At 70.3% G+C, this 21,746-nt stretch carries 21 protein-coding genes and 1 pseudogene; 15 read left to right on the forward strand and 7 right to left on the reverse strand.

The genetic code is table 11. The features are described 5' to 3' along the window. Positions 1-258: 258 nt before the first annotated feature. From ACFYR0_RS37265 to ACFYR0_RS37285, 5 genes are all read left to right on the forward strand, one after another. Entirely contained in the window at positions 259-954 is a 696-nt protein-coding gene (locus ACFYR0_RS37265) for a spermidine synthase (RefSeq protein WP_389338668.1), read from the forward strand. A gap of 113 nt (positions 955-1,067) precedes the next feature. Beyond that, on the forward strand, positions 1,068-1,811 hold the full coding sequence (locus ACFYR0_RS37270; RefSeq protein WP_389338671.1) for a response regulator transcription factor: 744 nt from the start codon (positions 1,068-1,070) through the stop codon (positions 1,809-1,811). Continuing rightward, complete coding sequence (locus tag ACFYR0_RS37275; RefSeq protein WP_389338674.1) at positions 1,808-2,917, forward strand: sensor histidine kinase; 1,110 nt, start codon at positions 1,808-1,810, stop codon at positions 2,915-2,917. The genes ACFYR0_RS37270 and ACFYR0_RS37275 overlap by 4 nt, the downstream gene beginning before the upstream one ends. A gap of 281 nt (positions 2,918-3,198) precedes the next feature. Then, positions 3,199-6,981 carry a multifunctional oxoglutarate decarboxylase/oxoglutarate dehydrogenase thiamine pyrophosphate-binding subunit/dihydrolipoyllysine-residue succinyltransferase subunit gene (locus tag ACFYR0_RS37280; RefSeq protein ID WP_389338677.1) on the forward strand — a complete coding sequence of 1,261 codons (3,783 nt, stop codon included), beginning with the start codon at positions 3,199-3,201 and terminating at the stop codon, positions 6,979-6,981. A gap of 270 nt (positions 6,982-7,251) precedes the next feature. Beyond that, positions 7,252-7,431 carry a DUF6104 family protein gene (locus ACFYR0_RS37285; RefSeq protein WP_003992906.1) on the forward strand — a complete coding sequence of 60 codons (180 nt, stop codon included), beginning with the start codon at positions 7,252-7,254 and terminating at the stop codon, positions 7,429-7,431. 57 nt (positions 7,432-7,488) lie between these two features. Here ACFYR0_RS37285 and ACFYR0_RS37290 read toward each other — a convergent pair whose 3' ends face one another. Next, positions 7,489-8,331: a hypothetical protein gene (locus ACFYR0_RS37290; protein ID WP_389338681.1), complete on the reverse strand. Its 843-nt coding sequence runs from the start codon at positions 8,329-8,331 to the stop codon at positions 7,489-7,491. Between the two features lie 172 nt (positions 8,332-8,503). On the opposite strand from ACFYR0_RS37290, the gene ACFYR0_RS37295 reads away from it, so the two are divergent. Beyond that, the gene (locus ACFYR0_RS37295; protein ID WP_389338684.1) at positions 8,504-9,442 is read left to right on the forward strand and encodes a DUF4097 domain-containing protein; all 939 of its coding nucleotides are present in this window, start codon (positions 8,504-8,506) and stop codon (positions 9,440-9,442) included. A 1-nt stretch (position 9,443) separates the two neighbouring features. Then, entirely contained in the window at positions 9,444-10,439 is a 996-nt protein-coding gene (locus ACFYR0_RS37300) for a helix-turn-helix transcriptional regulator (protein WP_386378795.1), read from the forward strand. A gap of 21 nt (positions 10,440-10,460) precedes the next feature. Here the strand turns inward: ACFYR0_RS37300 and ACFYR0_RS37305 are convergent, their stop codons facing one another. From ACFYR0_RS37305 to ACFYR0_RS37320, 4 genes are all read right to left on the reverse strand, one after another. After that, positions 10,461-11,012: a Clp protease N-terminal domain-containing protein gene (locus tag ACFYR0_RS37305; protein WP_389338720.1), complete on the reverse strand. Its 552-nt coding sequence runs from the start codon at positions 11,010-11,012 to the stop codon at positions 10,461-10,463. Further along, positions 11,012-11,221 carry a helix-turn-helix domain-containing protein gene (locus ACFYR0_RS37310; RefSeq protein ID WP_356686468.1) on the reverse strand — a complete coding sequence of 70 codons (210 nt, stop codon included), beginning with the start codon at positions 11,219-11,221 and terminating at the stop codon, positions 11,012-11,014. Before ACFYR0_RS37310 ends, ACFYR0_RS37305 begins: the two co-directional genes overlap by 1 nt. A gap of 123 nt (positions 11,222-11,344) precedes the next feature. Further along, positions 11,345-12,310 (reverse strand): zinc-binding dehydrogenase, encoded by a 966-nt coding sequence (locus tag ACFYR0_RS37315; RefSeq protein WP_389338689.1) that lies wholly within the window; start codon positions 12,308-12,310, stop codon positions 11,345-11,347. A 610-nt stretch (positions 12,311-12,920) separates the two neighbouring features. Next, positions 12,921-14,156: an NADP-dependent malic enzyme gene (locus ACFYR0_RS37320; RefSeq protein WP_389338692.1), complete on the reverse strand. Its 1,236-nt coding sequence runs from the start codon at positions 14,154-14,156 to the stop codon at positions 12,921-12,923. Positions 14,157-14,707: 551 nt separating this feature from the next. On the opposite strand from ACFYR0_RS37320, the gene ACFYR0_RS37325 reads away from it, so the two are divergent. The 3 genes from ACFYR0_RS37325 to ACFYR0_RS37335 are packed head-to-tail and all read left to right on the forward strand — an operon-like array spanning position 14,708 to position 17,456. Next, positions 14,708-15,676 (forward strand): ABC transporter substrate-binding protein, encoded by a 969-nt coding sequence (locus ACFYR0_RS37325; protein ID WP_389338695.1) that lies wholly within the window; start codon positions 14,708-14,710, stop codon positions 15,674-15,676. Between the two features lie 38 nt (positions 15,677-15,714). Beyond that, a complete protein-coding gene (locus tag ACFYR0_RS37330; protein ID WP_389338698.1) occupies positions 15,715-16,653 on the forward strand; it encodes an amino acid ABC transporter permease in 939 nt (312 codons plus the stop codon). Continuing rightward, complete coding sequence (locus ACFYR0_RS37335) at positions 16,650-17,456, forward strand: amino acid ABC transporter ATP-binding protein (protein ID WP_389338701.1); 807 nt, start codon at positions 16,650-16,652, stop codon at positions 17,454-17,456. The genes ACFYR0_RS37330 and ACFYR0_RS37335 overlap by 4 nt, the downstream gene beginning before the upstream one ends. Positions 17,457-17,542: 86 nt before the next feature. Here ACFYR0_RS37335 and ACFYR0_RS37340 read toward each other — a convergent pair. Continuing rightward, a pseudogene (locus tag ACFYR0_RS37340) lies at positions 17,543-18,288 on the reverse strand (class I SAM-dependent methyltransferase). A gap of 101 nt (positions 18,289-18,389) precedes the next feature. Here ACFYR0_RS37340 and ACFYR0_RS37345 point away from each other — a divergent pair. Next, positions 18,390-19,019, forward strand: a complete 630-nt coding sequence (locus ACFYR0_RS37345; RefSeq protein WP_389338704.1) for a CGNR zinc finger domain-containing protein — start codon at positions 18,390-18,392, stop codon at positions 19,017-19,019. On the opposite strand, the gene sodX is transcribed toward ACFYR0_RS37345, so the two are convergent. Further along, entirely contained in the window at positions 18,923-19,354 is a 432-nt protein-coding gene (gene sodX / locus ACFYR0_RS37350; protein ID WP_389338707.1) for a nickel-type superoxide dismutase maturation protease, read from the reverse strand. The genes ACFYR0_RS37345 and sodX overlap by 97 nt on opposite strands. 146 nt (positions 19,355-19,500) lie before the next feature. On the opposite strand from sodX, the gene sodN reads away from it, so the two are divergent. The 4 genes from sodN (at position 19,501) to ACFYR0_RS37370 (ending at position 21,656) form a co-directional block, all read left to right on the forward strand. Further along, positions 19,501-19,896, forward strand: a complete 396-nt coding sequence (sodN, locus tag ACFYR0_RS37355; RefSeq protein WP_389338710.1) for a superoxide dismutase, Ni — start codon at positions 19,501-19,503, stop codon at positions 19,894-19,896. Between the two features lie 142 nt (positions 19,897-20,038). Further along, complete coding sequence (locus tag ACFYR0_RS37360) at positions 20,039-20,431, forward strand: helix-turn-helix transcriptional regulator (protein ID WP_389338713.1); 393 nt, start codon at positions 20,039-20,041, stop codon at positions 20,429-20,431. A 27-nt stretch (positions 20,432-20,458) separates the two neighbouring features. Continuing rightward, the gene (locus tag ACFYR0_RS37365; protein WP_386378811.1) at positions 20,459-20,875 is read left to right on the forward strand and encodes a VOC family protein; all 417 of its coding nucleotides are present in this window, start codon (positions 20,459-20,461) and stop codon (positions 20,873-20,875) included. Between the two features lie 43 nt (positions 20,876-20,918). Beyond that, positions 20,919-21,656 (forward strand): VOC family protein, encoded by a 738-nt coding sequence (locus ACFYR0_RS37370; protein ID WP_389338717.1) that lies wholly within the window; start codon positions 20,919-20,921, stop codon positions 21,654-21,656. Positions 21,657-21,746: the final 90 nt, after the last annotated feature.

Raw genomic sequence — 21,746 nt, forward strand, 5'->3', positions numbered from 1 at the left:
GCCGCCCCCTCACCCCCCCCCCCCCCCGGGGCGGGGGGGGGGGGGCGCCCCGGCCCCCCCCCCCCCCCCCCCCCGGCCCCGCACCCCCCACCCACGCAACGCGCTACACCCACCCCCACCGGACGCGAGCAGGCCGCCGCAGGCACCCCCACCCCCACCCCTCCGAGTGGCAACTCCCACCCAGCACACCCCCCTTGACACCACACCAACCCCGGAAAATCCCCCGGCCCCCACCCCCCGAAGTGCCACGATGGACCGATGCCCACCTCCTACGACATCCCCGGCGCACACGACACCCCCGAGGTACTCGACCGCCGCGAGGGCCCGTACGGCGAGGTCGTGCTGCGCCGTCACGGAAATTTGCTCCAGATCATCGCCAACGGCTGCTTCCTGATGGACACCTCCGACGGCCGCTCGGAACGCAGGCTCGTCGACGCGGCCCTGGCCGCGCTGGACACCCGCCCCACCCCCCACCTGCTGGTAGGCGGCCTCGGCGTCGGCTTCTCGCTCGCACACGCCGCAACCAACCCCCACTGGGGCCGCATCACCGTCGTAGAACGCGAACCCGCCGTCATCGACTGGCACCACCACGGCCCCCTGGCCGAGTTGTCCCGCCGGGCACGCCAAGACCCTCGTACCCAGATCGTCGAGGCCGACCTCCTGACACACGTCATTGAGACATCCGCCACGTACGACGCACTCTGCCTCGACATCGACAACGGCCCAGGCTGGACGGTGGACGAGGAGAACGGCAGCCTCTATTCGCCCACCGGACTGGCAAGCTGCGCAAGGGCGTTGCTCCCGGGCGGAGTACTGGCGGTGTGGTCCGCCCAACCCTCCCCGGCTTTTGAAGAAACCTTGTGGAATGCCGGATTCCAGCAAGTGCGTACCGAAGAGATCCCCGTTGCCCGGGGCGTTCCGGACGTCGTACACCTCGCCGTCCGACCTGGATAGCAAACCCGCGGTGACTCCCCGTACGCTGCAACCCTGACGCGGATCATTCAAGCGTCAATCGCAGACACGGGATCACCCCACTGGTTCCGGAAAGCACACTTCAGGGGCGGGCGATGGAGCAGACACACACCTCCCACGACAACGGCACGGCGGCGGCCGCACCGGGCGCACAGCGCCGGGTTCTGGTGGTCGAGGACGACGCGACGATCGTCGACGCCATCGCGGCCCGCCTGCGCGCCGAGGGATTTCTCGTGCAAACCGCCGGCGACGGCCCGTCCGCGGTCGACACCGCAGAGGCCTGGCAGCCCGACCTGCTGATCCTCGACATCATGCTGCCGGGCTTCGACGGCCTGGAGGTCTGCCGCAGGGTGCAGGCCCAGCGCCCCGTGCCGGTGCTGATGCTCACCGCGCGTGACGACGAGACGGACATGCTGGTCGGGCTGGGCGTAGGCGCGGACGACTACATGACGAAGCCGTTCTCGATGCGGGAGCTCGCGGCACGCGTGCACGTGCTGCTGCGCAGGGTGGAGCGCGCGGCCCTGGCCGCGGCCACCCCGCGCAGCGGCATCCTGCGCCTCGGCGAGCTGGAGATCGACCACGCCCAGCGCAGGGTCCGCGTGCGCAGCGAGGACGTCCACCTGACGCCGACCGAGTTCGACCTCCTCGTATGCCTGGCGAACACGCCGCGCGCGGTGCTGTCCCGCGAGCAGCTGCTCGCGGAGGTCTGGGACTGGGCGGACGCCTCCGGCACCAGGACGGTCGACAGCCACATCAAGGCGCTGCGCCGGAAGATCGGGGCGGAGCGGATCCGCACGGTCCACGGCGTGGGCTACGCGCTGGAGAGCCCGACGCCATGAGCGAGGGGCGGCCGGCCGCGCGGAGGAGCCCCGGAGAGCCGTGGGGCGGCGTACGCCCGTTCTCGATCAAGACGAAGCTGGGCGCACTGGTCGTCATCTCGGTGCTGATCACCACCGGTCTGTCGGTGATCGCGGTGCACACGAAGACGGAACTGCGCTTCATCACGGTCTTCTCGATGATCGCCACGCTGCTGATCACCCAGTTCGTGGCGCACTCGCTGACGTCGCCGCTGGACGAGATGAACCAGGTCGCGCGGTCGATCTCGTACGGCGACTACACGCGCAGGGTGCGGGAGAACCGGCGGGACGAGCTGGGCGACCTGGCGCAGGCGATCAACGTGATGGCGGACGAGCTGGAGGCGCAGGACCGCCAGCGCAAGGAGCTGGTGGCGAACGTCTCGCACGAGCTGCGCACGCCGATCGCGGGCCTGCGGGCGGTGCTGGAGAACATCGTCGACGGGGTCACGCGGGCCGACCCGGAGACGATGCGGACGGCGCTGAAGCAGACGGAGCGCCTCGGCCGGCTGGTGGAGACGCTGCTGGACCTGTCGCGGCTGGACAACGGCGTCGTACCGCTGAGGATGCGGCGTTTCGAGGTGTGGCCGTATCTGTCGGGCGTGCTGAAGGAGGCGAACATGGTCGCCTCCGCGCGCGCGGGCATCGCGTCCGGCTCGGGCAGCCACACGCGCGCGGACGTGCATCTGCATCTGGACGTGTCGCCGCCGGAGCTGACCGCGCTCGCGGACCCGGAGCGGATCCACCAGGTGGTGGCCAATCTGATCGACAACGCGGTCAAGCACAGTCCGCCGTACGGCAGGGTCACGGTCAAGGCGCGCCGGGGCGCGTTGCCGGACTCGCTGGAGCTGGAGGTGCTGGACGAGGGGCCGGGCATCCCCAAGTCGGAGTGGCACCGGGTCTTCGAGCGGTTCAACCGGGGTTCGGTGACCCGGCCGCACGGTCCGGGCAGCGACGGAGGCACCGGTCTGGGCCTGGCGATCGCCCGCTGGGCGGTGGATCTGCACGGGGGCCGGATCGGGGTGGCCGAATCCGATCGGGGATGCCGGATTCTTGTCACACTTCCGGGGACTCCCCGGGCCGGAAGTTGACGTAGGGTTCGAACCGGAGTCCCAAGATCCACGGGCGTCCGCACTGACGGACACGTGTGATCAGGCACAGGTCCGCGCCGGTCAGGCGCCGGACCTGCATCGACGCATCCTCACGCAACCGGAACCCCGCTTGTTTCCCGCCATTTACGGCGCCGAAACACCGTCTCCGATGTGACTTACGCGACGATGAACGGGCCCGGCCTGACCTTCCCCGTCCGGGAGGCGTAGCCTTTATTCCCGCTGTCCATCACCTTGTGAAGCGGAAGAGGGCGGTTGCCGCCGTGTCGCCACAGTCCCCCAGTAACTCATCGAGCATCTCGACCGACACCGACCAAGCGGGCAAGAGCCCCGCGGCCGCGTTCGGCCCCAATGAGTGGCTCGTCGACGAGATCTATCAGCAGTACCTCCAGGACCCGAATTCGGTAGACCGCGCCTGGTGGGACTTCTTCGCCGACTACAAGCCGGGGGCCCCCGCGGCCCAGGCTGCCCCGGCGCCCGCGCCCGCTGCGCCCGCCGCCGCCCCGGCCGCGCCCGCGGCTGCCGCGGTGCCCGCGCCGGCCGCGAAGCCGGCCGCCGCCCCGGCGCCCACCGCGGCCCCGGCCCAGGCTCCGAAGCCGGCCGCCGCGGCGAAGCCTGCGGCCGCCCCGGCCGCGAAGCCGGCGGCCGCGAAGGCCGCCCCGGCGACCGAGGCCCCGGCCGGTCCGGAGTTCGTGACGCTGCGCGGCCCCGCCGGCGCCGTCGTGAAGAACATGGACGCCTCGCTGGACGTGCCGACCGCCACCTCCGTGCGCGCGGTCCCGGTGAAGCTGCTGTTCGACAACCGCATCGTCATCAACAACCACCTCAAGCGCGCCCGCGGCGGGAAGATCTCCTTCACGCACATCATCGGGTACGCGATGGTGCAGGCGATCAAGGCGATGCCGTCGATGAACTGGTCCTACCAGGTCAAGGACGGCAAGCCGACCCTGGTCAAGCCGGAGCACGTCAACCTCGGTCTCGCCATCGACCTGGTCAAGCCCAACGGCGACCGCCAGCTCGTCGTCGCGGCGATCAAGAAGGCCGAGACGCTGAACTTCTTCGAGTTCTGGCAGGCCTACGAGGACATCGTCCGTCGCGCCCGCGACAACAAGCTGACGATGGACGACTTCACCGGTGTCACGGTCTCCCTGACCAACCCCGGCGGCCTCGGCACCGTCCACTCGGTGCCGCGTCTGATGCCGAGCCAGTCCGTGATCATGGGCGTCGGCTCCATGGACTACCCGGCGGAGTTCCAGGGCACCTCCCAGGACACCCTGAACAAGCTCGGTGTCTCCAAGGTCATGACGCTCACGTCGACCTACGACCACCGGGTGATCCAGGGCGCCGCCTCCGGCGAGTTCCTGCGCCAGGTGGCCAACCTCCTGCTGGGCGAGAACGGCTTCTACGACGACGTCTTCGAGGCGCTGCGCATCCCCTACGAGCCGGTCCGCTGGCTCAAGGACATCGACGCCAGCCACGACGACGACGTCACCAAGGCCGCCCGGGTCTTCGAGCTGATCCACTCCTACCGGGTCCGCGGCCACGTCATGGCCGACACCGACCCGCTGGAGTACCGCCAGCGCAAGCACCCCGACCTGGACATCACCGAGCACGGCCTCACCCTGTGGGACCTGGAGCGCGAGTTCGCCGTCGGCGGCTTCTCCGGCAAGTCCCTGATGAAGCTGCGCGACATCCTCGGTGTGCTGCGCGACTCGTACTGCCGCACGATCGGCATCGAGTTCATGCACATCCAGGACCCGAAGCAGCGCAAGTGGATCCAGGACCGGGTGGAGCGCCCCCACGCGCGCGTGGAGCGCGAGGAGCAGCTGCGCATCCTGCGCCGGCTGAACGCGGCGGAAGCCTTCGAGACCTTCCTGCAGACGAAGTACGTCGGCCAGAAGCGCTTCTCCCTGGAGGGCGGCGAGTCCGTCATCCCGCTGCTCGACGCGGTGATCGACTCCGCGGCCGAGTCACGCCTGGACGAGGTCGTCATCGGCATGGCCCACCGCGGCCGCCTGAACGTCCTCGCGAACATCGTCGGCAAGTCGTACGCGCAGATCTTCCGCGAGTTCGAGGGCAACCTCGACCCGAAGTCGATGCACGGCTCCGGCGACGTGAAGTACCACCTGGGCGCCGAGGGCACCTTCACGGGCCTGGACGGCGAGCAGATCACGGTCTCGCTGGCCGCCAACCCCTCCCACCTGGAGGCGGTGGACCCGGTCCTGGAGGGCATCGCGCGTGCCAAGCAGGACATCATCAACAAGGGCGGCACGGACTTCACGGTCCTGCCGGTGGCGATCCACGGCGACGCGGCCTTCGCGGGCCAGGGCGTGGTGGCCGAGACCCTGAACATGTCGCAGCTGCGCGGCTACCGCACCGGCGGCACGGTCCACATCGTCATCAACAACCAGGTCGGCTTCACCGCCGCCCCGGAGTCCTCGCGTTCGTCGATGTACGCCACGGACGTGGCGCGCATGATCGAGGCCCCGATCTTCCACGTGAACGGCGACGACCCCGAGGCCGTCGTCCGCGTCGCCCGGCTGGCCTTCGAGTTCCGTCAGGCGTTCAACAAGGACGTCGTGATCGACCTCATCTGCTACCGCCGCCGCGGTCACAACGAGTCGGACAACCCGGCCTTCACCCAGCCGCTGATGTACGACCTGATCGACAAGAAGCGCTCGGTGCGCAAGCTCTACACCGAGTCCCTCATCGGTCGCGGCGACATCACCCTGGAAGAGGCCGAGCAGGCGCTCCAGGACTACCAGGGGCAGCTGGAGAAGGTCTTCACCGAGGTCCGCGAGGCCACCTCGCAGCCGGCCTCCGGCGAGTCCCACGCCCCGCAGGACGGCTTCCCCGTCGCGGTCCCGACCGCGATCTCCTCCGAGGTCGTCAAGCGGATCGCCGAGTCCCAGGTCACCGTGCCCGACCACATCACCGTCCACCCGCGTCTGCTGCCTCAGCTGCAGCGCCGCGCGGCCATGGTCGAGGACGGCACGATCGACTGGGGCATGGGCGAGACCCTGGCCTTCGGCTCCCTGCTCCTGGAGGGCGTCCCGGTCCGTCTGGCGGGCCAGGACTCCCAGCGCGGCACCTTCGGCCAGCGCCACGCGGTCATCATCGACCGCAGCACGGGCGAGGAGTACACGCCGCTGCAGTACCTCTCCGAGGACCAGGCGCGCCTGAACGTCTACAACTCCCTGCTGTCCGAATACGCGGCCATGGGCTTCGAGTACGGCTACTCGCTGGCCCGCCCGGACGCGCTGGTGCTGTGGGAGGCGCAGTTCGGTGACTTCGTCAACGGCGCGCAGACGGTCGTGGACGAGTTCATCTCCTCGGCGGAGCAGAAGTGGGGCCAGACGTCCGGCGTCACCCTGCTCCTCCCGCACGGCTACGAGGGCCAGGGCCCGGACCACTCGTCCGCGCGCCCGGAGCGGTTCCTCCAGCTCTGCGCCCAGAACAACATGACGGTCGCCATGCCGACCTCGCCGTCGAACTACTTCCACCTCCTGCGGTGGCAGGTGCACAACCCGCACCACAAGCCGCTGGTGGTCTTCACGCCGAAGTCGATGCTGCGCCTGAAGGCCGCGGCCTCGAAGGCGGAGGAGTTCACCACGGGCCAGTTCCGCCCCGTCATCGGCGACGCGTCCGTGGACCCGGCGGCCGTGCGCAAGGTCGTCTTCTGCGCGGGCAAGGTCTACTACGACCTGGAGGCCGAGCGGGTCAAGCGCGGTGTCACGGACACGGCGATCATCCGCATCGAGCGCCTGTACCCGCTGCCGGGTGCCGAGCTCCAGGCGGAGATCAAGAAGTACCCCAACGCCGAGAAGTACCTGTGGGCCCAGGAGGAGCCGGCGAACCAGGGCGCGTGGCCGTTCATCGCCCTGAACCTCATCGACCACCTGGACCTGGCGGTCGGCGCGGACGTGCCGCACGGCGAGCGGCTGCGCCGCATCTCCCGCCCGCACGGCTCGTCCCCGGCGGTCGGTTCGGCCAAGCGCCACCAGGCCGAGCAGGAGCAGCTGGTGCGTGAGGTGTTCGAGGCGTAGGCCCCGGCACCCCCGCGAAGGGGCCCGGCCCCGAGTCCTGAGGACTCGGGGCCGGGCCTTTTCCGTGCGCCGGGACGGTCGTAGGGCATGGGTTCCGTGTACCGGAGCGGTCGTACGGACACGGGGTCGGTGTGCCGTGACGGTCGTACGGACACGGATTCCGTGGGCCGGGACGGTCGTACGGACACGGGGGACGGGGCGGGGGCGCCGCCCGCTTAACCTGGAAGGCGTAGAACCCGTGGCCCGAGGCCCAGCCCCAGGAGAGCATCCGTGTACTTCACCGACCGAGGCATCGAAGAACTCGAGAAGCGGCGCGGCGAGGAGGAGGTCACCTTCGAGTGGCTCGCCGAGCAGCTGCGGACGTTCGTCGACCTGAACCCGGACTTCGAGGTCCCGGTGGAGCGGCTGGCCACCTGGCTGGCGCGGCTGGACGACGAGGACGACGAGTAGGTCCGTGCCCCGGTCGTGAGGGGCGCCCGCGGGCGCCCCCCTTCGGTTCGTGCGCGGTCAGTCCATCGGGAGCCGGCAGGTGCGGGCGAGCCCCAGGGCACCGTGCGCCAGCAGGAGCGCGCCCGCGGCGACCCAGCCCCCGCTGCGGCGCCGCAGGCCCCAGAGCGTCACGGGGACCCCGGCCGCGAGATGGGCGAGGGCGACGGTGCGGGCGACGGGACCGCCGGTCCAGGGGAGGTAGGGGCCGAGCGGGCCGCGCTCGACGACGTCCAGTTCCGCGCGGACGGCCTCCCGCCAGCCGGGCCAGTCGATCTGGCGGACGCCGGGCCGGGTGCGGGCCGCCGCGCGCAGCCGGTCCGCCGGTTCGCCCGGGGCGAGGCCGGGAGGAAGGGCGACGCCGGCGCGGGTGAGGACCGCGAGGAGAGCGCCGACCCGGGTGAGCGCGTCGGCCTCGGCGTCCGGTTCGGTGAGGCGGTCGAGCGCCTCCATATCCAGTACGGGGTCGAGCCCCAGCCGCGCCGCGAGGGTGCGCATGTCCTCGTGCTCGCCCACGGGGGTGCCGTCGGCCAGCCAGGCGTAACCGACGGTGCGGCGGAAGCCGGAGGCGAGGGCGCAGCCGGCATGTTCGGCGTCCCACCACAGCGCGACCACGGGCCAGGGAGCGCCGACAGCAAGGGCTCCGGCCCAGCTGGTGAGCACGCGGTCGACCGGTTCACCGCCGTCCAGCCAGGGCTTTCCCTCGGGCACCAGGACGCTCCAGCCGTCCCCGGCCGTGGCGAGGAGCAGGGGTTCGCGCAGCAGTTGCGCGGCGAGCGCCACGGAGTCGGGATCCGCCCGGCAGAGCAGCAACGCGCCGGGGGCCGGGGCTCGGACAGCGAAGCGGGACTCATCCGTCGACATGCTCACACGCTAGGACAATTCACCCTCCATGCGGACGACCGGTCACCTCAAAGAGTGTCTTGACTTTGCGAACCCGCGATATATCGTAAATTACGTAAGACGCGATATGGCGTGTTGTGTGGCAGAGGCCGGACCCGTGGGGGGCGGCCGACCGGTCGAGGAGGTCTGCATCATGTCCGAGTGGTCTGTCGCCGAGCCGAGGAAACTCACCTTCGACGAGCCCGTGCGCGAGCTTCAGGTACGCATCGTCAACGGCACGGTGAACGTCGTGGGTTCCGACGAGGACTCCGCCCGCCTGGAAGTGACCGACGTGGAGGGCCCGCCCCTTCTGGTGACCCACCAGGACGGCACCCTGACGGTCGCCTACGAGGACCTGCCCTGGAAAGGCTTCCTGAAGTGGCTCGACCGCAAGGGCTGGCGCCGCAGCGCGGTGGTGTCCCTGGCCGTGCCCGCGGGCACCCGTGTCGAGGTCGGCGTGGTCGGCGCCGCCGCCGTGATCTCCGGTGTCGACGGCCGCGCCGAGATCAAGGGCGTCACCGGTGACACCACCCTGGTGGGCCTCGCGGGCCCGGTCCGCGCGGACACCGTCTCCGGGAGCGTGGAGGCCCAGGCCCTCACCGGCGATCTGCGCTTCAACTCCGTCTCCGGCGATCTGACCGTCGTCGAGGCGGGCTCCTCGGTCAGGGCCGACTCGGTGAGCGGCTCCATGGTGGTGGACCTGGACGCCACCAGCCGCCCCACCGACATCAACCTCACCAGCGTCTCCGGCGAGATCGCCATCCGGCTGCCGCACCCGGCGGACGCGGAGGTGGAGGCCAACACCGCGAGCGGCTCCGTGTCCAACGCCTTCGAGGACCTCCATGTCCGGGGCCAGTGGGGCGCCAAGCGGATCACCGGCCGCCTCGGCGCGGGCAACGGCCGGCTGAAGGCCACCACGGTCTCCGGCTCGATCGCCCTGCTGCGCCGCCCGCCGACGGAGGACGGGCCGTGGGAGGGCGAACCGACCGACGCACCGGGCGCCGCGCGGGACAATACGGGAGCCGGCCAGTCCGAGGCCCCCGCCCCGCCCTCCGACCAGGCCGACGGCCCGACCGACAAGAAGGTGCTCTGACATGCCCCCCGTCTTCGCCCACGGCCGCCTGCGCCTGTACCTGCTGAACCTGCTGGACGAGGCCCCGCGCCACGGCTACGAGGTGATCCGTCTCCTGGAGGAGCGCTTCCAGGGGCTGTACGCCCCCTCGGCGGGCACCGTCTACCCGCGCCTGGCCAAGCTGGAGAGCGAGGGCCTGGTCACCCACACCACCGAGGGCGGCCGCAAGGTGTACGCCATCACGGACGCGGGCCGGGCCGAACTCGCCGACCGCAGCGGCGAACTGGCCGACCTGGAGCTGGAGATCCGCGAGTCCGTCGCCGAACTGGCCGCCGAGATCCGGGCCGACGTGCGCGGCGCGGCGGGCGATCTGCGCCGCGAGATGCTGGCCGCGGCGAGCGAGACCCGCCAGGGTGCCCCCGGGGAGCCGCCCTCCGAGCAGGAGGCCTGGCGTATCGCCAAGGAGGAGATGCGCAGGGTCAAGCAGGAGTGGAAGGAGCAGGCCCGGCGCGCCAAGGACGAGAGCCGCCGCGCCCGCGAGGAGGCCCAGCGTGCCCGCCGCCAGGCCAAGGAGGCCCAGGACCGGGCCCGCGAGCAGGCCCAGGAGGACGTGCAGCGCATCGCCCGCCGTGTCCAGGAGCAGGTGCAGGACCACTTCGCCCGCGGCGACTGGCCCACCGGTGTCCGCGAGGGCCTGGCGGAACTGGCCAAGGAGTTCGGCGAGTTCGGCCGCGACTTCCCCTTCGGCCGCAACGGCAGCCACCGTCCCGCCCCTCAGCCGGAGTACTCCGACACCCCGGAGGACTTCCCGGCCACCGCGGAGCCCGGCTGGGCCCATGAGCCGCCCACCGGCGACCCGGCCCGCGATCTCGACCGCCTCCTCGACCGCTTCCGTGACGAGATCCGCGACGCGGCCCGCGACCACGGCGTCACCGCGGACCAGCTCCGCGACACCCGCCGCCATCTCTCCACGGCGGCAGCCCATATCAACGCCCTGCTGAGAACCCCGAAGAGCTGAGCGGCCGCCGGGCCGGACCTCTCAGCCGGCCTGGGCGGCCCCGCCGTAGAGCACCCGCTCCACGGTCTCGTAGGTCACACCGTGATCGGCGAGCACCTCGGCGGGCACACCTGGCCGGGCGACGAGGGCGAGCAGCAGATGCTCGTCCCCGATGCTCCGGTCCCGGTGGGCGAGGGCGATGCGCAGCGTCTGGGTGAGCAGTTCCCTGGCGCCCTTCCCGAACGGCCGCCGCCCGGACCACCGCCCCCGCGCGCCCAACACGCCTTCCCCGTGCGTCTCTTCGACCCTCGACACCACCAGCTCGAGATCGATCCCGAGCCCGGACAGCGCCTCCTGCTCCGCCCGGGAGAGTCCGCCCCGCCGCCGTACGGCTTCGAGCTCCCGCGCGACCGCGGCCCGCCGCTCCCCCGACAGCCCGAGAGCGCCGAGCGCGAACGACCCGCGACTGCCCTCCCGGTCCAGCAGGGCGAGCAGTACGTGCTCCTCCTCGACCCGGGCGGCCCCCACCCGCTCGGCATGCCCGACGGCCCCTTCCACCACCGCCCGGGCATCCTTCGTGAACCGCTCGAACATCATCGCCTCCCGTACTTCTTGTGCACGGCCTGTTTGCTGACGCCGAGTTCCGCGGCGATCTCCTGCCACGACCAGCCCTGGTTCCGGGCACTGCGCACCTGCACCGCCTCCAGCTGCTCCAGCAGCTTCCGCAGCGCGGCGACGGCCCGCAGCCCGACCCGGGGGTCGCGATCACCAGCCCTCTCGGCAAGATCCGTAGCCTCACCCATACCGTCAACATAGGTTGACCCACGCTCTCCTGTCAACCAAAGTTGACGCACCGCTCAAACCAAAGGGCGGCCCGGCACCCACACCGAACCGCCCTGAACGGAAACGCACCCACCCGAGAAGGGTCAGCCGTTGGTCAACACGACCTTCCCGAACAACTCACCGGAGGCCATCTTCTCGAACCCTTCCCGGGCCCGGTCCATGGGCAGCTCCTCGTCGATCACGGGACGCACACCCGTGGCCGCGCAGAAGGCCAGCAGATCCTCCAGCTCGTCCTTGGTACCCATGGTCGAGCCGACGACCTTCAGCTCCAGGAAGAAGATCCGCGTCAGCTCGGCGTGCGAGGGCCGGTCGCCGCTCGTCGCCCCGGAGATGACGATCGTGCCGCCGGGCCGCAGCGACTTCACCGAGTGCGACCAGGTCGCCGCGCCGACCGTCTCGATCACGGCGTCCACCCGCTGCGGCAGCCGCGCGCCCGGCTCCACCGCCTCCACGGCCCCGAGCTCCAGCGCCCGCTTCCGCTTCTCCTCGTCCCGGCTGGTCGCGAAGACCCGCAGCCCCGCGGCCTTGCCGAGCACGATCGCGGCCGTGGCGACCCCGCCGCCGGCGCCCTGCACCAGCACGGAGTCACCGGGCCGTACGCCCGCGTTGGTGAACAGCATCCGGTACGCGGTCAGCCAGGCCGTCGGCAGACAGGCCGCCTCCGCGAAGGACAGCTCCCTAGGCTTCGGGAGCACGTTCCACACCGGCACGGCGACCTGCTCGGCGAAGGTGCCCTGGTATTTCTCGGTGAGGATCGACCGGGGCTCCTTGGGGCCGACCCCGTGCCCGGTCTGCCCGATCACCGAGTGCAGCACGACCTCGTTGCCGTCGGCGTCCACACCGGCGGCGTCGCACCCAAGGATCATCGGCAGCTTGTCCTCCGCGAGGCCCACGCCCCGCAGGGACCAGAGGTCGTGGTGGTTCAGCGAAGCGGCCCTGACGTCGATGGTCGCCCACCCGGGCCGTGCCTCCGGGGCCGGGCGCTCCCCCAAGACGAGTCCGTTCAGCGGCTCGTCGCGATCGATTCTGGCGGCATAGACAGCGAACATGCCGCCGACGATAGGTTCCCGACGCTCAGGTTGGAACGCCGAACCCCTGTGACACACACCCTCTTGCCAGGGAGGCCCGCGGGGAGGCGGGGCGGAACGGTTTCGCAACCCGGCGTTGACGCGACCGCGTTACGGCTGAGGCGAGGGCGTTTCGCAGCGCGGCGTCAGCGACGTACCGCCCGGCGGTTGCTGAGGACGGGGCGGTGCGCAACTCGGCGCGACGAGGTGCCGCCCCCGGAGGGGGGACCCCCAGCGCCCACCCGTGCCGCCCCTGGCGGCACGCATGCCCGCGGCGGCGGCGCGTAGCCCGAGGCGACGGGCGACGGGAAGCCGCGTACGGCGGCAAGGGGACGGGGCGGGGGGTGTCCGCCCGCAGCGGCCGCCGTCAGACACCAGAACCCCCGCAAGGGACCGTATCGGCGGACCGAGGACGGACACCCCCCGCCCCGGCCCCGCACCACCCACCAACCGCAGGCGTTGCCACCGGCAGACCGCCGAAGACACGGCACAACCACCCACCCAGCCGAACCCGAAGGCAAAAAAATGGCCCCGTCCACAGGACGGGGCCATTCGGCTGAACGAACAACGTGTCAGCGCAACGTCAGTGACGTCAGCGACGCGCCACACCCTCCGCCCGAGCCGCGGCCGCAACCGCGGCCGTGACCGCCGGAGCGACCCGCTCGTCGAAGGGCGACGGGATCACATAGTCCGCGGACAGATCGTCCCCGACCACCGACGCCAACGCCTCGGCCGCCGCCAGCTTCATGCCCTCGGTGATCCGGGTCGCCCGCACCTGGAGCGCACCCGCGAAGATCCCCGGGAAGGCCAGCACGTTGTTGATCTGGTTCGGGAAGTCCGACCGCCCCGTGGCGACGACCGCCGCGTACTTGTGGGCGACATCGGGATGCACCTCGGGGTTCGGGTTCGCCATGGCGAAGACGAAGGCCCCGGGCGCCATGGAGGCCACGGCCTCCTCCGGCACGGTACCGCCGGAGACCCCGATGAACACGTCGGCACCCGCGAGCGCGACTTCCAGCGATCCCGACAGCCCGGCCTTGTTCGTGAACCCGGCCAGCTCCTTCTTGACGTCCGTGAGGTCCGGCCGGTCGGCCGACACGACGCCCTTGCGGTCGGCGACCGCAACGTCCCCGATGCCCGCTTCGATGAGCATCCTGGCGATGGCGACACCGGCTGCCCCGGCCCCGGAGATGACGGCGCGCAGCTCACCCAGCGCCCGCCCGCTCAGCCGCGCGGCGTTCCGCAGCGCGGCCAGCGTGACGACGGCCGTGCCGTGCTGGTCGTCGTGGAAGATCGGGATGTCCAGCGCCTCCTGGAGCCGCCGCTCGATCTCGAAGCACCGCGGCGCCGAGATGTCCTCGAGGTTGACACCGCCGAACGAGGGAGCCAGCCGCACCACGGTCTCGACGATCTCGTCGACGTCGGTGCAGGCCAGGGCGATGGGAACCGCGTCCACACCACCGAACTGCTTGAACAGGATGGCCTTGCCCTCCATGACCGGGAGGGAGGCCTCGGGCCCGATGTCACCGAGTCCGAGGACGGCCGTGCCGTCGGTCACGACGGCGACGACGGACGACTTCCACGTGTAGTCGTTGACGAGTTCCGGCTGCTCGGCGATCGCGGTGCACACCTTCGCGACGCCGGGCGTGTAAGCCAGGGACAGGTCGTCCTTGTTACGGACCGGCACGGTGGCTTGCACTGCCATCTTGCCGCCGCGGTGCAGCGCGAACGCCGGATCGAGATCGAAGGCTTCGAGGGACTCGCCCTCGCCCTCCAGACCCGTTGTGGCGTCACTGTCGCTGCGAGGATTGACGATCTCCGCTGCCACTTCTCTTTACCCCTTAAGTATTCAAGGTTGAGGGTTTGACCACTCCCGGTGAGGGGTGGGCGGGCACCGCGTACGCCGCTTGCTTGAGTGATGCATCGGGCATGTACGCGACGGGCGCGCCGCACACGCGCCCTGGGCCCCGGATGAGGGGTGTAAAGAACCTTCTTACCGGACGGACGGCGTCGAGGACGAGTCCATAACGCGAAGGTCACATGCCGGTGCCGTGACTCATGCGCGAATATCGGTACAAGCCCTGGACAAACCCTGGACAACCGCTCAACCCGCGCAGGCCCGGGATCCACACATCCGGACCCGGGGACGAACCGAAGATCTTCCGGCCGGAACGGACCATTCCCGTAGAAGATCCGGCCGTGATGTACCGGACTGGACCGGTTCGAGGTTCCCCCGTTATCCGATTTTGACATTGCCGTCCCCCTGAATGGCTCAGTCCGAATGGCAAGATGCGGTAATCACACGAGGTCGCGACACCCGAAGGTGTGTGTTCTCGTCGACCCATCGGCAACTCCACCCATCCGCCGGAGGAACCCACCATGACCGCAAGCACCACCCGTCGTACGACCGCCACGCGCTCCCGGCTGGCAGCGGTCGGCTCGATCGCGGTCGCAGGCGCTCTGCTTCTCACCGGCTGCGGTGACCAGACCAAGAACAACGACTCCGACTCCACCGACAACGGCACCGCCAGCGCGGCCCCGCTGGCGGACAAGCTGCCCCAGGCGCTCCGCGACAAGGGTGTCATCAAGGTCGGCTCGGACATCGCCTACGCCCCCGTCGAGTTCAAGGACGACTCCGGCAAGGTCGTCGGCATCGACCCGGACATCGCCGCCGCCATGGGCAAGCAGCTCGGCGTGGACTTCCAGTTCGAGAACGCCACGTTCGACACACTCATCGGTGGTCTGGCGTCCAAGCGCTACGACATCGCGATGTCGGCCATGACCGACACCAAGGACCGCCAGGAAGGCATCGACGGCGACACCGGCAAGAAGGTCGGCGCCGGTGTCGACTTCGTCGACTACTTCACGGCGGGCGTCTCCCTGTACACCAACAAGGGCGCCACCCAGGGCATCAAGACCTGGGACGACCTGTGCGGCAAGACCATGGCCGTGCAGCGCAACACCTTCTCGCACGACCTCGCCAAGGAGCAGGCGGAGAAGTGCAAGAAGGACGGCAAGGCCGCCCTCAAGATCGAGGACTTCGCCACCAACCCCGAGGCGGAGACCCGTATGCGCTCCAAGGGTGCGGACGTCGTCTCGGCCGACTTCCCGATCGCCGCGTACTCCGTGAAGAACGCCGGCGGCGGCAAGTACTTCGAGATCGTCGGCGACCAGGTCGAGGCCGGCCCGTACGGCATCGCCGTCGCCAAGGACAACACCGAGCTGCGTGACGCGCTGCAGGCCGCGGTCCAGGCGATCATCGACAACGGCGAGTACAAGGCGATCGTCGAGAAGTGGGGCGTCGCCGACGGCGCCGTCACCGAGTCCAAGATCAACGGCGGTTCGTGAGCCGGCACCGTTCGACTCGGCTCTGAAAGGCACCACCCGTGACTGTTGACGTCAACAAGACGGACGGTCCCGACGCGACGCCCCCCGCCGGGCCGGAGGCCATCAAGGCCATCCCGGTCCGGCACCCGGGGCGGTACGTCTCGGCGATCGTCGCGCTGGCACTGCTCGGCTCCGTCATCTACGCCTTCGCGCAAGGCAACATCAACTGGGGCGCGATCCCCGAGTACTTCTTCGACGACCGCATCATGCACGGCGTCTGGAACACCCTGCTGCTCACCGTGCTCTCCATGGTGATCGGTATCGCAGGCGGCATCCTGCTCGCGGTGATGCGCCTGTCGAAGAACCCCGTGACCTCGTCGATCGCGTGGTTCTACATCTGGTTCTTCCGCGGCACCCCGGTCCTGGTCCAGCTCTTCGTCTGGTTCAACCTGGGCCTGGTCTTCGAGTACATCAACCTGGGCCCGATCTACAAGGACTACTGGTCCTCCTTCATGACGCCGCTGCTGACGGCGTTGCTGGGCCTGGGCCTGAACGAGGCCGCGTACATGGCGGAGATCTGCCGTGCCGGTCTGCTCTCGGTCGACGAGGGGCAGACCGAGGCCTCGCACGCCCTCGGCATGAGCCACACCAAGACGCTCCGCAGGATCGTCATCCCGCAGGCGATGCGTGTGATCGTGCCGCCGACGGGCAACGAGGTCATCAACATGCTGAAGACGACCTCGCTCGTCTCGGCGGTGCAGTTCGCCGACCTCTTCAAGGAGGCGCAGGACATCGGTCAGAACGCGGGCTCCACGGTGGAGATGTACTTCCTCGCCGCGGCCTGGTACCTGATCATGACCTCGATCCTGAGCGTCGGCCAGTACTACGTCGAGCGGCACTACGCCCGCGGGTCGAGCCGCCAGCTGCCGCCCACCCCGTGGCAGAAGGTCCGTGCGCATCTGACGTCCTTCTCCAGCCGAAAGGGGGTCACGGCATGACCGACAAGCTGAGCGTGACGGACGCAGTTGTGCGGGACTCCACCGTGCCCATGGTCAAGGCCGAGGGGGTCCACAAGTCCTTCGGTCCGGTCGAGGTCCTCAAGGGCATCGACCTGGAGGTCAGGCAGGGTGAGGTGTTCTGTCTCATCGGCCCCTCCGGCTCCGGCAAGTCCACCTTCCTGCGGTGCATCAACCACTTGGAACAGATCAACGCCGGTCGGCTGTACGTAGACGGCGAGCTGGTCGGCTACCGCCAGAAGGGCGACAAGCTCTACGAGCTGAAGGACAGCGAGGTCGCGCTGAAGCGCCGGGACATCGGCATGGTGTTCCAGCGGTTCAACCTGTTCCCTCACATGACGGCCATGGAGAACGTCATGGAGGCGCCGATCCAGGTGAAGGGCACCGGCAAGGGCCAGGCGAAGGAACGCGCGATGGCGCTGCTGGAGAAGGTGGGGCTGGGCGACAAGGCCAAGAACTACCCCTCGCAGCTCTCCGGCGGCCAGCAGCAGCGCGTGGCGATCGCCCGCGCGCTCGCCATGGAGCCGAAGCTGATGCTGTTCGACGAGCCGACCTCGGCCCTCGACCCGGAGCTGGTCGGTGACGTCCTCGACGTCATGCGCGACCTGGCCGAGTCCGGCATGACGATGGTCGTCGTCACCCACGAGATGGGCTTCGCCCGCGAGGTGGGCGACAGCCTGGTCTTCATGGACGGCGGCGTGGTCGTCGAGTCGGGCGACCCCCGCGAGGTCCTGACGAACCCCCAGCACGAACGCACCCAGGCGTTCCTGTCCAAGGTTCTCTGACCCGGCAACGACGAGGGGCGGTACGGAACTCCCGTACCGCCCCTCGCGCTTGTCCGGACGAGCTCGGTGACGTAGTGGCCGGCGTCCTACTTCAGCGCCAGCAGCAGCACGTCCGAAGGTGAGCACCACACCGGGCGGACCTCGGCGAAGCCCTTCTCGCGCAGCACGCTGGCGTGCCACGCGGCCGACGGGGTGTCGCCGTCTGCTTGGTCGCCGTAGATCTCGAAGCGGCGGGCGGTGGGGCCGGCGGGGGACGGGTCGTTCGCGGCGAGCCGCCACCACTCGGCCCGGTCGAGGGCGCCGGCGGTCCTGGCCTGATCCATGCGGCCGTGGCACAGGGCGCGTTCGGCCGCGTTGATCCGGGGGGTCGTGTCGTCGATCATGTGGTCCGCGTTCATGAGGACACCGCCGTCGCGGACGAGGTCCGCGAGCCGGCCGTAGAGGGCCGCCAGGGGCTCGCGGTGCAGCCGGTGCAGGGCGGTGGCCGTCAGGATCGCGTCGTGGGAGTCGTGGGGCAGTGCCGACATCCAGTCGGAGTCGTTGAGGTCGTCGTCGGCGAAGGTGCCCTCGGCGATGGCCGGCAGCGCCGGGGGAGGTCGACGCCGGTACTGGTGGCGCCGGGGAAGCGGGCGAGGAGACGGGCGGTGAGGCTGCCGGTGCCGCAGGCGAGGTCGAGGACGCGCGGGGTGGAACCGACGAGCGCCTCGGCCATGTCGAGCATGATGCGGAAGCGCTCCTCGCGGTCGGGCATGTACCACTCCTGCTGCCGGTCCCAGCTCTGCTGCCAGGCCTGCCGGTCGGTGTTTGCCCCGGTGGTGCCCGTGTCCGTCATGGGTGCCCTCCACCCACTCCCGCACGTAATACCCTGGAAGCGTTATCAGCTATTACCAGACCGCACGCCACGACGACAGAACGCCCTCGTAAGGACTACAAGTGGAACTGGCCTATTACTCGGATTACGCCGTACGCCTCGTCAACAGCGAGGAGCCGGCCCGGGGCACGGACACGCTGACCTCGGTCGAGGCCGTCCGTGAGCTGTTCGGCGGCAACCAGACCGCGGCCCGGCGCGCCACCGAGGCGGACGTGACACGGTTCCGCTCGGTCCGAGCCCGGCTGCGCACGGTGTTCGAGGCCGCCGACGAGGACGACGAGACCCTCGCGGTGGACCTGCTGAACTCGCTGCTGCTGGAGTTCCCGGTCAGCCCCCAGATCTCCGGCCACGACCTGCGTGACGACGACGGCCGCCCGCAGTGGCATCTGCATCTGGCCGATCACCCCTCGAACGCGACCGCGGGCTACGCCGCCATCGCCGCGATGGGACTGGCCTTCCATCTCACCGAGTACGGCGTCGACCGGCTGGGACTGTGCGAGGCGGCCCCGTGCCGCAACGCCTACCTGGACACCTCCACCAACCGCTCCCGGCGCTACTGCTCCGACCGCTGCGCCACCCGTGCCAACGTGGCCGCCTACCGCGCCCGCAAGCGCCAGGAGGCCGGCCGCACCGACAGTACGGGCCGCGCCGCGGACAGCGCCCAGCCCAGCACCGGGAGCACCCCGCGCTGAGCGGGGTCGCGCGGCCGGTACCGGAAGCGGACCCGGCCGAGCACCAGGTCCTCGGGGACGACGCCGTAGTCGGTGCTGTCCCCGCCCGCGCGGGTGTTGTCGCCGCGCACCCACCAGCCGCCCTCGCGGCGCTGCACGGCCCGCTTGACCACCAGCAGGTCCTGCTGGAACGGATGGCGCAGGACGATCACATGACCGGGCCTGATCCGGGCGCCGTAGTGCACCACGAGCCGGTCGCCGTGGTACAGCGTGGGCACCATCGACGGCCCGGTCACCTCGGCGAGCCCCAGGGGCAGCGCTCCCCTGCGCTCGGTCTCGTGCGACAGCTCCGGCATCACCCGGCACCTCCCCGGTTTCTTCCTCCACCAGTCTCGGTCCGACCCCGGACTTTTGTCCTAAGCCCTAGGGGGCACTCGAGAAAACCGGTCTCCCAGGGAGTAATGTCCCACCTGAGAAGACGATCACGAGGAAGGATTGCTCCATGCTTTCCCGCCTGTTTGCCCCCACGGTCAAGGTCAGCGCGCACTGCGACCTGCCCTGCGGTGTGTACGACCCGGCCCAGGCCCGCATCGAGGCGGAGTCGGTGAAGGCCGTGCAGGAGAAGATGGCCGCCAATGACGACCCCCACTTCCAGGCGCGTGCCACGGTCATCAAGGAGCAGCGCGCCGAGCTCGCCAAGCACCATGTCTCGGTGCTCTGGAGCGACTACTTCAAGCCTCCGCACTTCGAGAAGTACCCGGAGCTGCACCAGCTGGTCAACGACGCCCTGAAGGCCCTCTCGGCCGCCAAGGCGTCCACCGACCCGGCCACGGGTCAGAAGGCTCTGGACCTGATCGCCCAGATCTCGGACATCTTCTGGGAGACCAAGAAGGCCTGACGAGGGGCACCCCCCTCGCCGACCGGCGGTCGATGCGTCACCGCGGGTCGTCAGCAGTGTGGGAAGGGCCCGGCCGGCACAACCGGCCGGGCCCTTTCGCGTACGCTCCCGGGGCCCGCCGGGTCCGTGCCATCCTGAAGGCGTGAACAGGGACGACCTGGTCCGGCTGCGCAAGGCGCGGGACCGCATGGACCGCGAGTACGCCGAGCCCCTGGACATCACGGCGCTCGCGACGACCGCGCTGATGTCGCCCGGTCACTTCCAGCGCAGCTTCCGCAAGGCGTACGGCGAGACGCCCTACGGCTATCTGATGACCCGGCGCGTGGAGCGGGCCAAGGCGCTGCTGCGGCGCGGCGATCTGACCGTGACCGAGGTGTGCATGGCGGTGGGCTGCACCTCACTGGGCTCGTTCAGCGCCCGCTTCACCCAGCTCGTGGGCGAGACGCCGAGCGCCTACCGGGCGCGTTCGCACGAGGACAGCGCGGTGATCGCGCCCTGTTTCGCACGCAAGTACGCCCGCCCGCGCCGTGCGTGAGCGCGGCACCCGGCCTAGTTTGAGGGCATGGACCTCAGAATCAGGCAGTGTTTCATCGCCGTCGACGACCACGACAAGGCGCTGATCTTCTACCGGGACGTCCTCGGTCTGGAGGTCAGGAACGACGTCGAGTACGAGGGCATGCGCTGGCTGACGATGAGCTCGCCGGCCCAGCCGGACGTGGAGATCGTGCTGGAGCCGCCGGCGGCGGACCCGGACGCCTCCGCCGCCGACAAGGAGGCGATGGCCAACCTGCTGGCCAAGGGCCTGCTGCGGGGCGTCAATTTCACCACCACCGAATGCGACGCCCTGTTCGAGCGGGTGCGCGAGGCGGGCGCGGACGTGATCCAGGAGCCCATGGACATGCCGTACGGCGTCCGGGACTGCGCCTTCCGCGACCCGGCCGGGAACATGCTGCGGTTCATGCAGCGGCCCGCCGGGTGAAACTCCGCCGCGGCCGGGCGAGTTCACGCCTACGATCGCGCGCATGAGCATCCGCTGGACCTACGCCTTCGCCGACCGGCCCGCCGACCGCTTCGAGCGGGCGTGTGACTTCTGGACGGCCGTGACGGACACGCGGCTGTCCGAATTCCGTGGTGAGTCGAAGGAGTTCACGACGCTGCTGCCCGACGGCGCGGACCCCTGTGCGAAGGTCCAGGGGGTCGCCTCCGGGGAGGGCGGCGCGCACCCGGACCTCGCCGTGACGGATGTCGAGGACTTCGTCGCGCGGGCGGTACGGTTCGGCGCCGCGGTGGCCGCCGGGCACGAGGGCTGGGCCGTACTGCGCTCCCCCGCCGGGCAGTTGTTCTGCGCGGTGCCCTGGAACGGGGAGTCGGTCCGGCCGCCCGTGGTGGACGGCAGCCGCCTGGACCAGCTCTGCCTGGACGTGCCGCCCTCGGCCTTCGACGCCGAAGTAGCCTTCTGGACCTCGCTGTTGGACGACTGGGAGTCAGCGCCCGGGTCACTGCCCGAGTTCCATGTGCTGAGGCCGCCGTACGGACTGCCGCTGCGGCTGCTGCTCCAGCGTCTGGGCGCCGAGCGGCCGGCCTCCGCGCATCTCGACCTCGCCTGCGCGGACATCGGGGAGACCCGGGCCCGGCACGAGCGGCTGGGCGCCGAGTTCGTGGCCGAGGGCCGCCACTGGACGGTGATGCGCGACCCGGCCGGCGGCCTGTACTGCCTGACCGGCAGGGACCCGGAGACCGGCGGCCTGCCGCGGCACTAGGGACTGTGTGATGTCGTGATCAATCTTGCCGATCCGGGTCTCCTGGTAACGGGGATTGGGTAGGAAGGCGATCGTGACGCGCAGGCAACT

It is taken from the genome of Streptomyces sp. NPDC005017 (assembly GCF_042873115.1).
GTDB lineage: Bacteria > Actinomycetota > Actinomycetes > Streptomycetales > Streptomycetaceae > Streptomyces.

What these genes read in the sequence shown, in the direction of transcription:
- ACFYR0_RS37270 (WP_389338671.1), top strand. Translation starts at nt 1,068, where the DNA reads ATGGAGCAGACACACACCTCCCACGACAACGGCACGGCGGCGGCCGCA.
- ACFYR0_RS37370 (WP_389338717.1), top strand. Translation starts at nt 20,919, where the DNA reads ATGAGCATCCGCTGGACCTACGCCTTCGCCGACCGGCCCGCCGACCGC.
- ACFYR0_RS37305 (WP_389338720.1), bottom strand. Translation starts at nt 11,012, where the DNA reads ATGTTCGAGCGGTTCACGAAGGATGCCCGGGCGGTGGTGGAAGGGGCC.
- sodN (WP_389338710.1), top strand. Translation starts at nt 19,501, where the DNA reads ATGCTTTCCCGCCTGTTTGCCCCCACGGTCAAGGTCAGCGCGCACTGC.
- sodX (WP_389338707.1), bottom strand. Translation starts at nt 19,354, where the DNA reads ATGCCGGAGCTGTCGCACGAGACCGAGCGCAGGGGAGCGCTGCCCCTG.
- ACFYR0_RS37300 (WP_386378795.1), top strand. Translation starts at nt 9,444, where the DNA reads ATGCCCCCCGTCTTCGCCCACGGCCGCCTGCGCCTGTACCTGCTGAAC.
- ACFYR0_RS37295 (WP_389338684.1), top strand. Translation starts at nt 8,504, where the DNA reads ATGTCCGAGTGGTCTGTCGCCGAGCCGAGGAAACTCACCTTCGACGAG.
- ACFYR0_RS37325 (WP_389338695.1), top strand. Translation starts at nt 14,708, where the DNA reads ATGACCGCAAGCACCACCCGTCGTACGACCGCCACGCGCTCCCGGCTG.
- ACFYR0_RS37290 (WP_389338681.1), bottom strand. Translation starts at nt 8,331, where the DNA reads ATGTCGACGGATGAGTCCCGCTTCGCTGTCCGAGCCCCGGCCCCCGGC.
- ACFYR0_RS37310 (WP_356686468.1), bottom strand. Translation starts at nt 11,221, where the DNA reads ATGGGTGAGGCTACGGATCTTGCCGAGAGGGCTGGTGATCGCGACCCC.
- ACFYR0_RS37275 (WP_389338674.1), top strand. Translation starts at nt 1,808, where the DNA reads ATGAGCGAGGGGCGGCCGGCCGCGCGGAGGAGCCCCGGAGAGCCGTGG.
- ACFYR0_RS37365 (WP_386378811.1), top strand. Translation starts at nt 20,459, where the DNA reads ATGGACCTCAGAATCAGGCAGTGTTTCATCGCCGTCGACGACCACGAC.
- ACFYR0_RS37265 (WP_389338668.1), top strand. Translation starts at nt 259, where the DNA reads ATGCCCACCTCCTACGACATCCCCGGCGCACACGACACCCCCGAGGTA.
- ACFYR0_RS37335 (WP_389338701.1), top strand. Translation starts at nt 16,650, where the DNA reads ATGACCGACAAGCTGAGCGTGACGGACGCAGTTGTGCGGGACTCCACC.
- ACFYR0_RS37315 (WP_389338689.1), bottom strand. Translation starts at nt 12,310, where the DNA reads ATGTTCGCTGTCTATGCCGCCAGAATCGATCGCGACGAGCCGCTGAAC.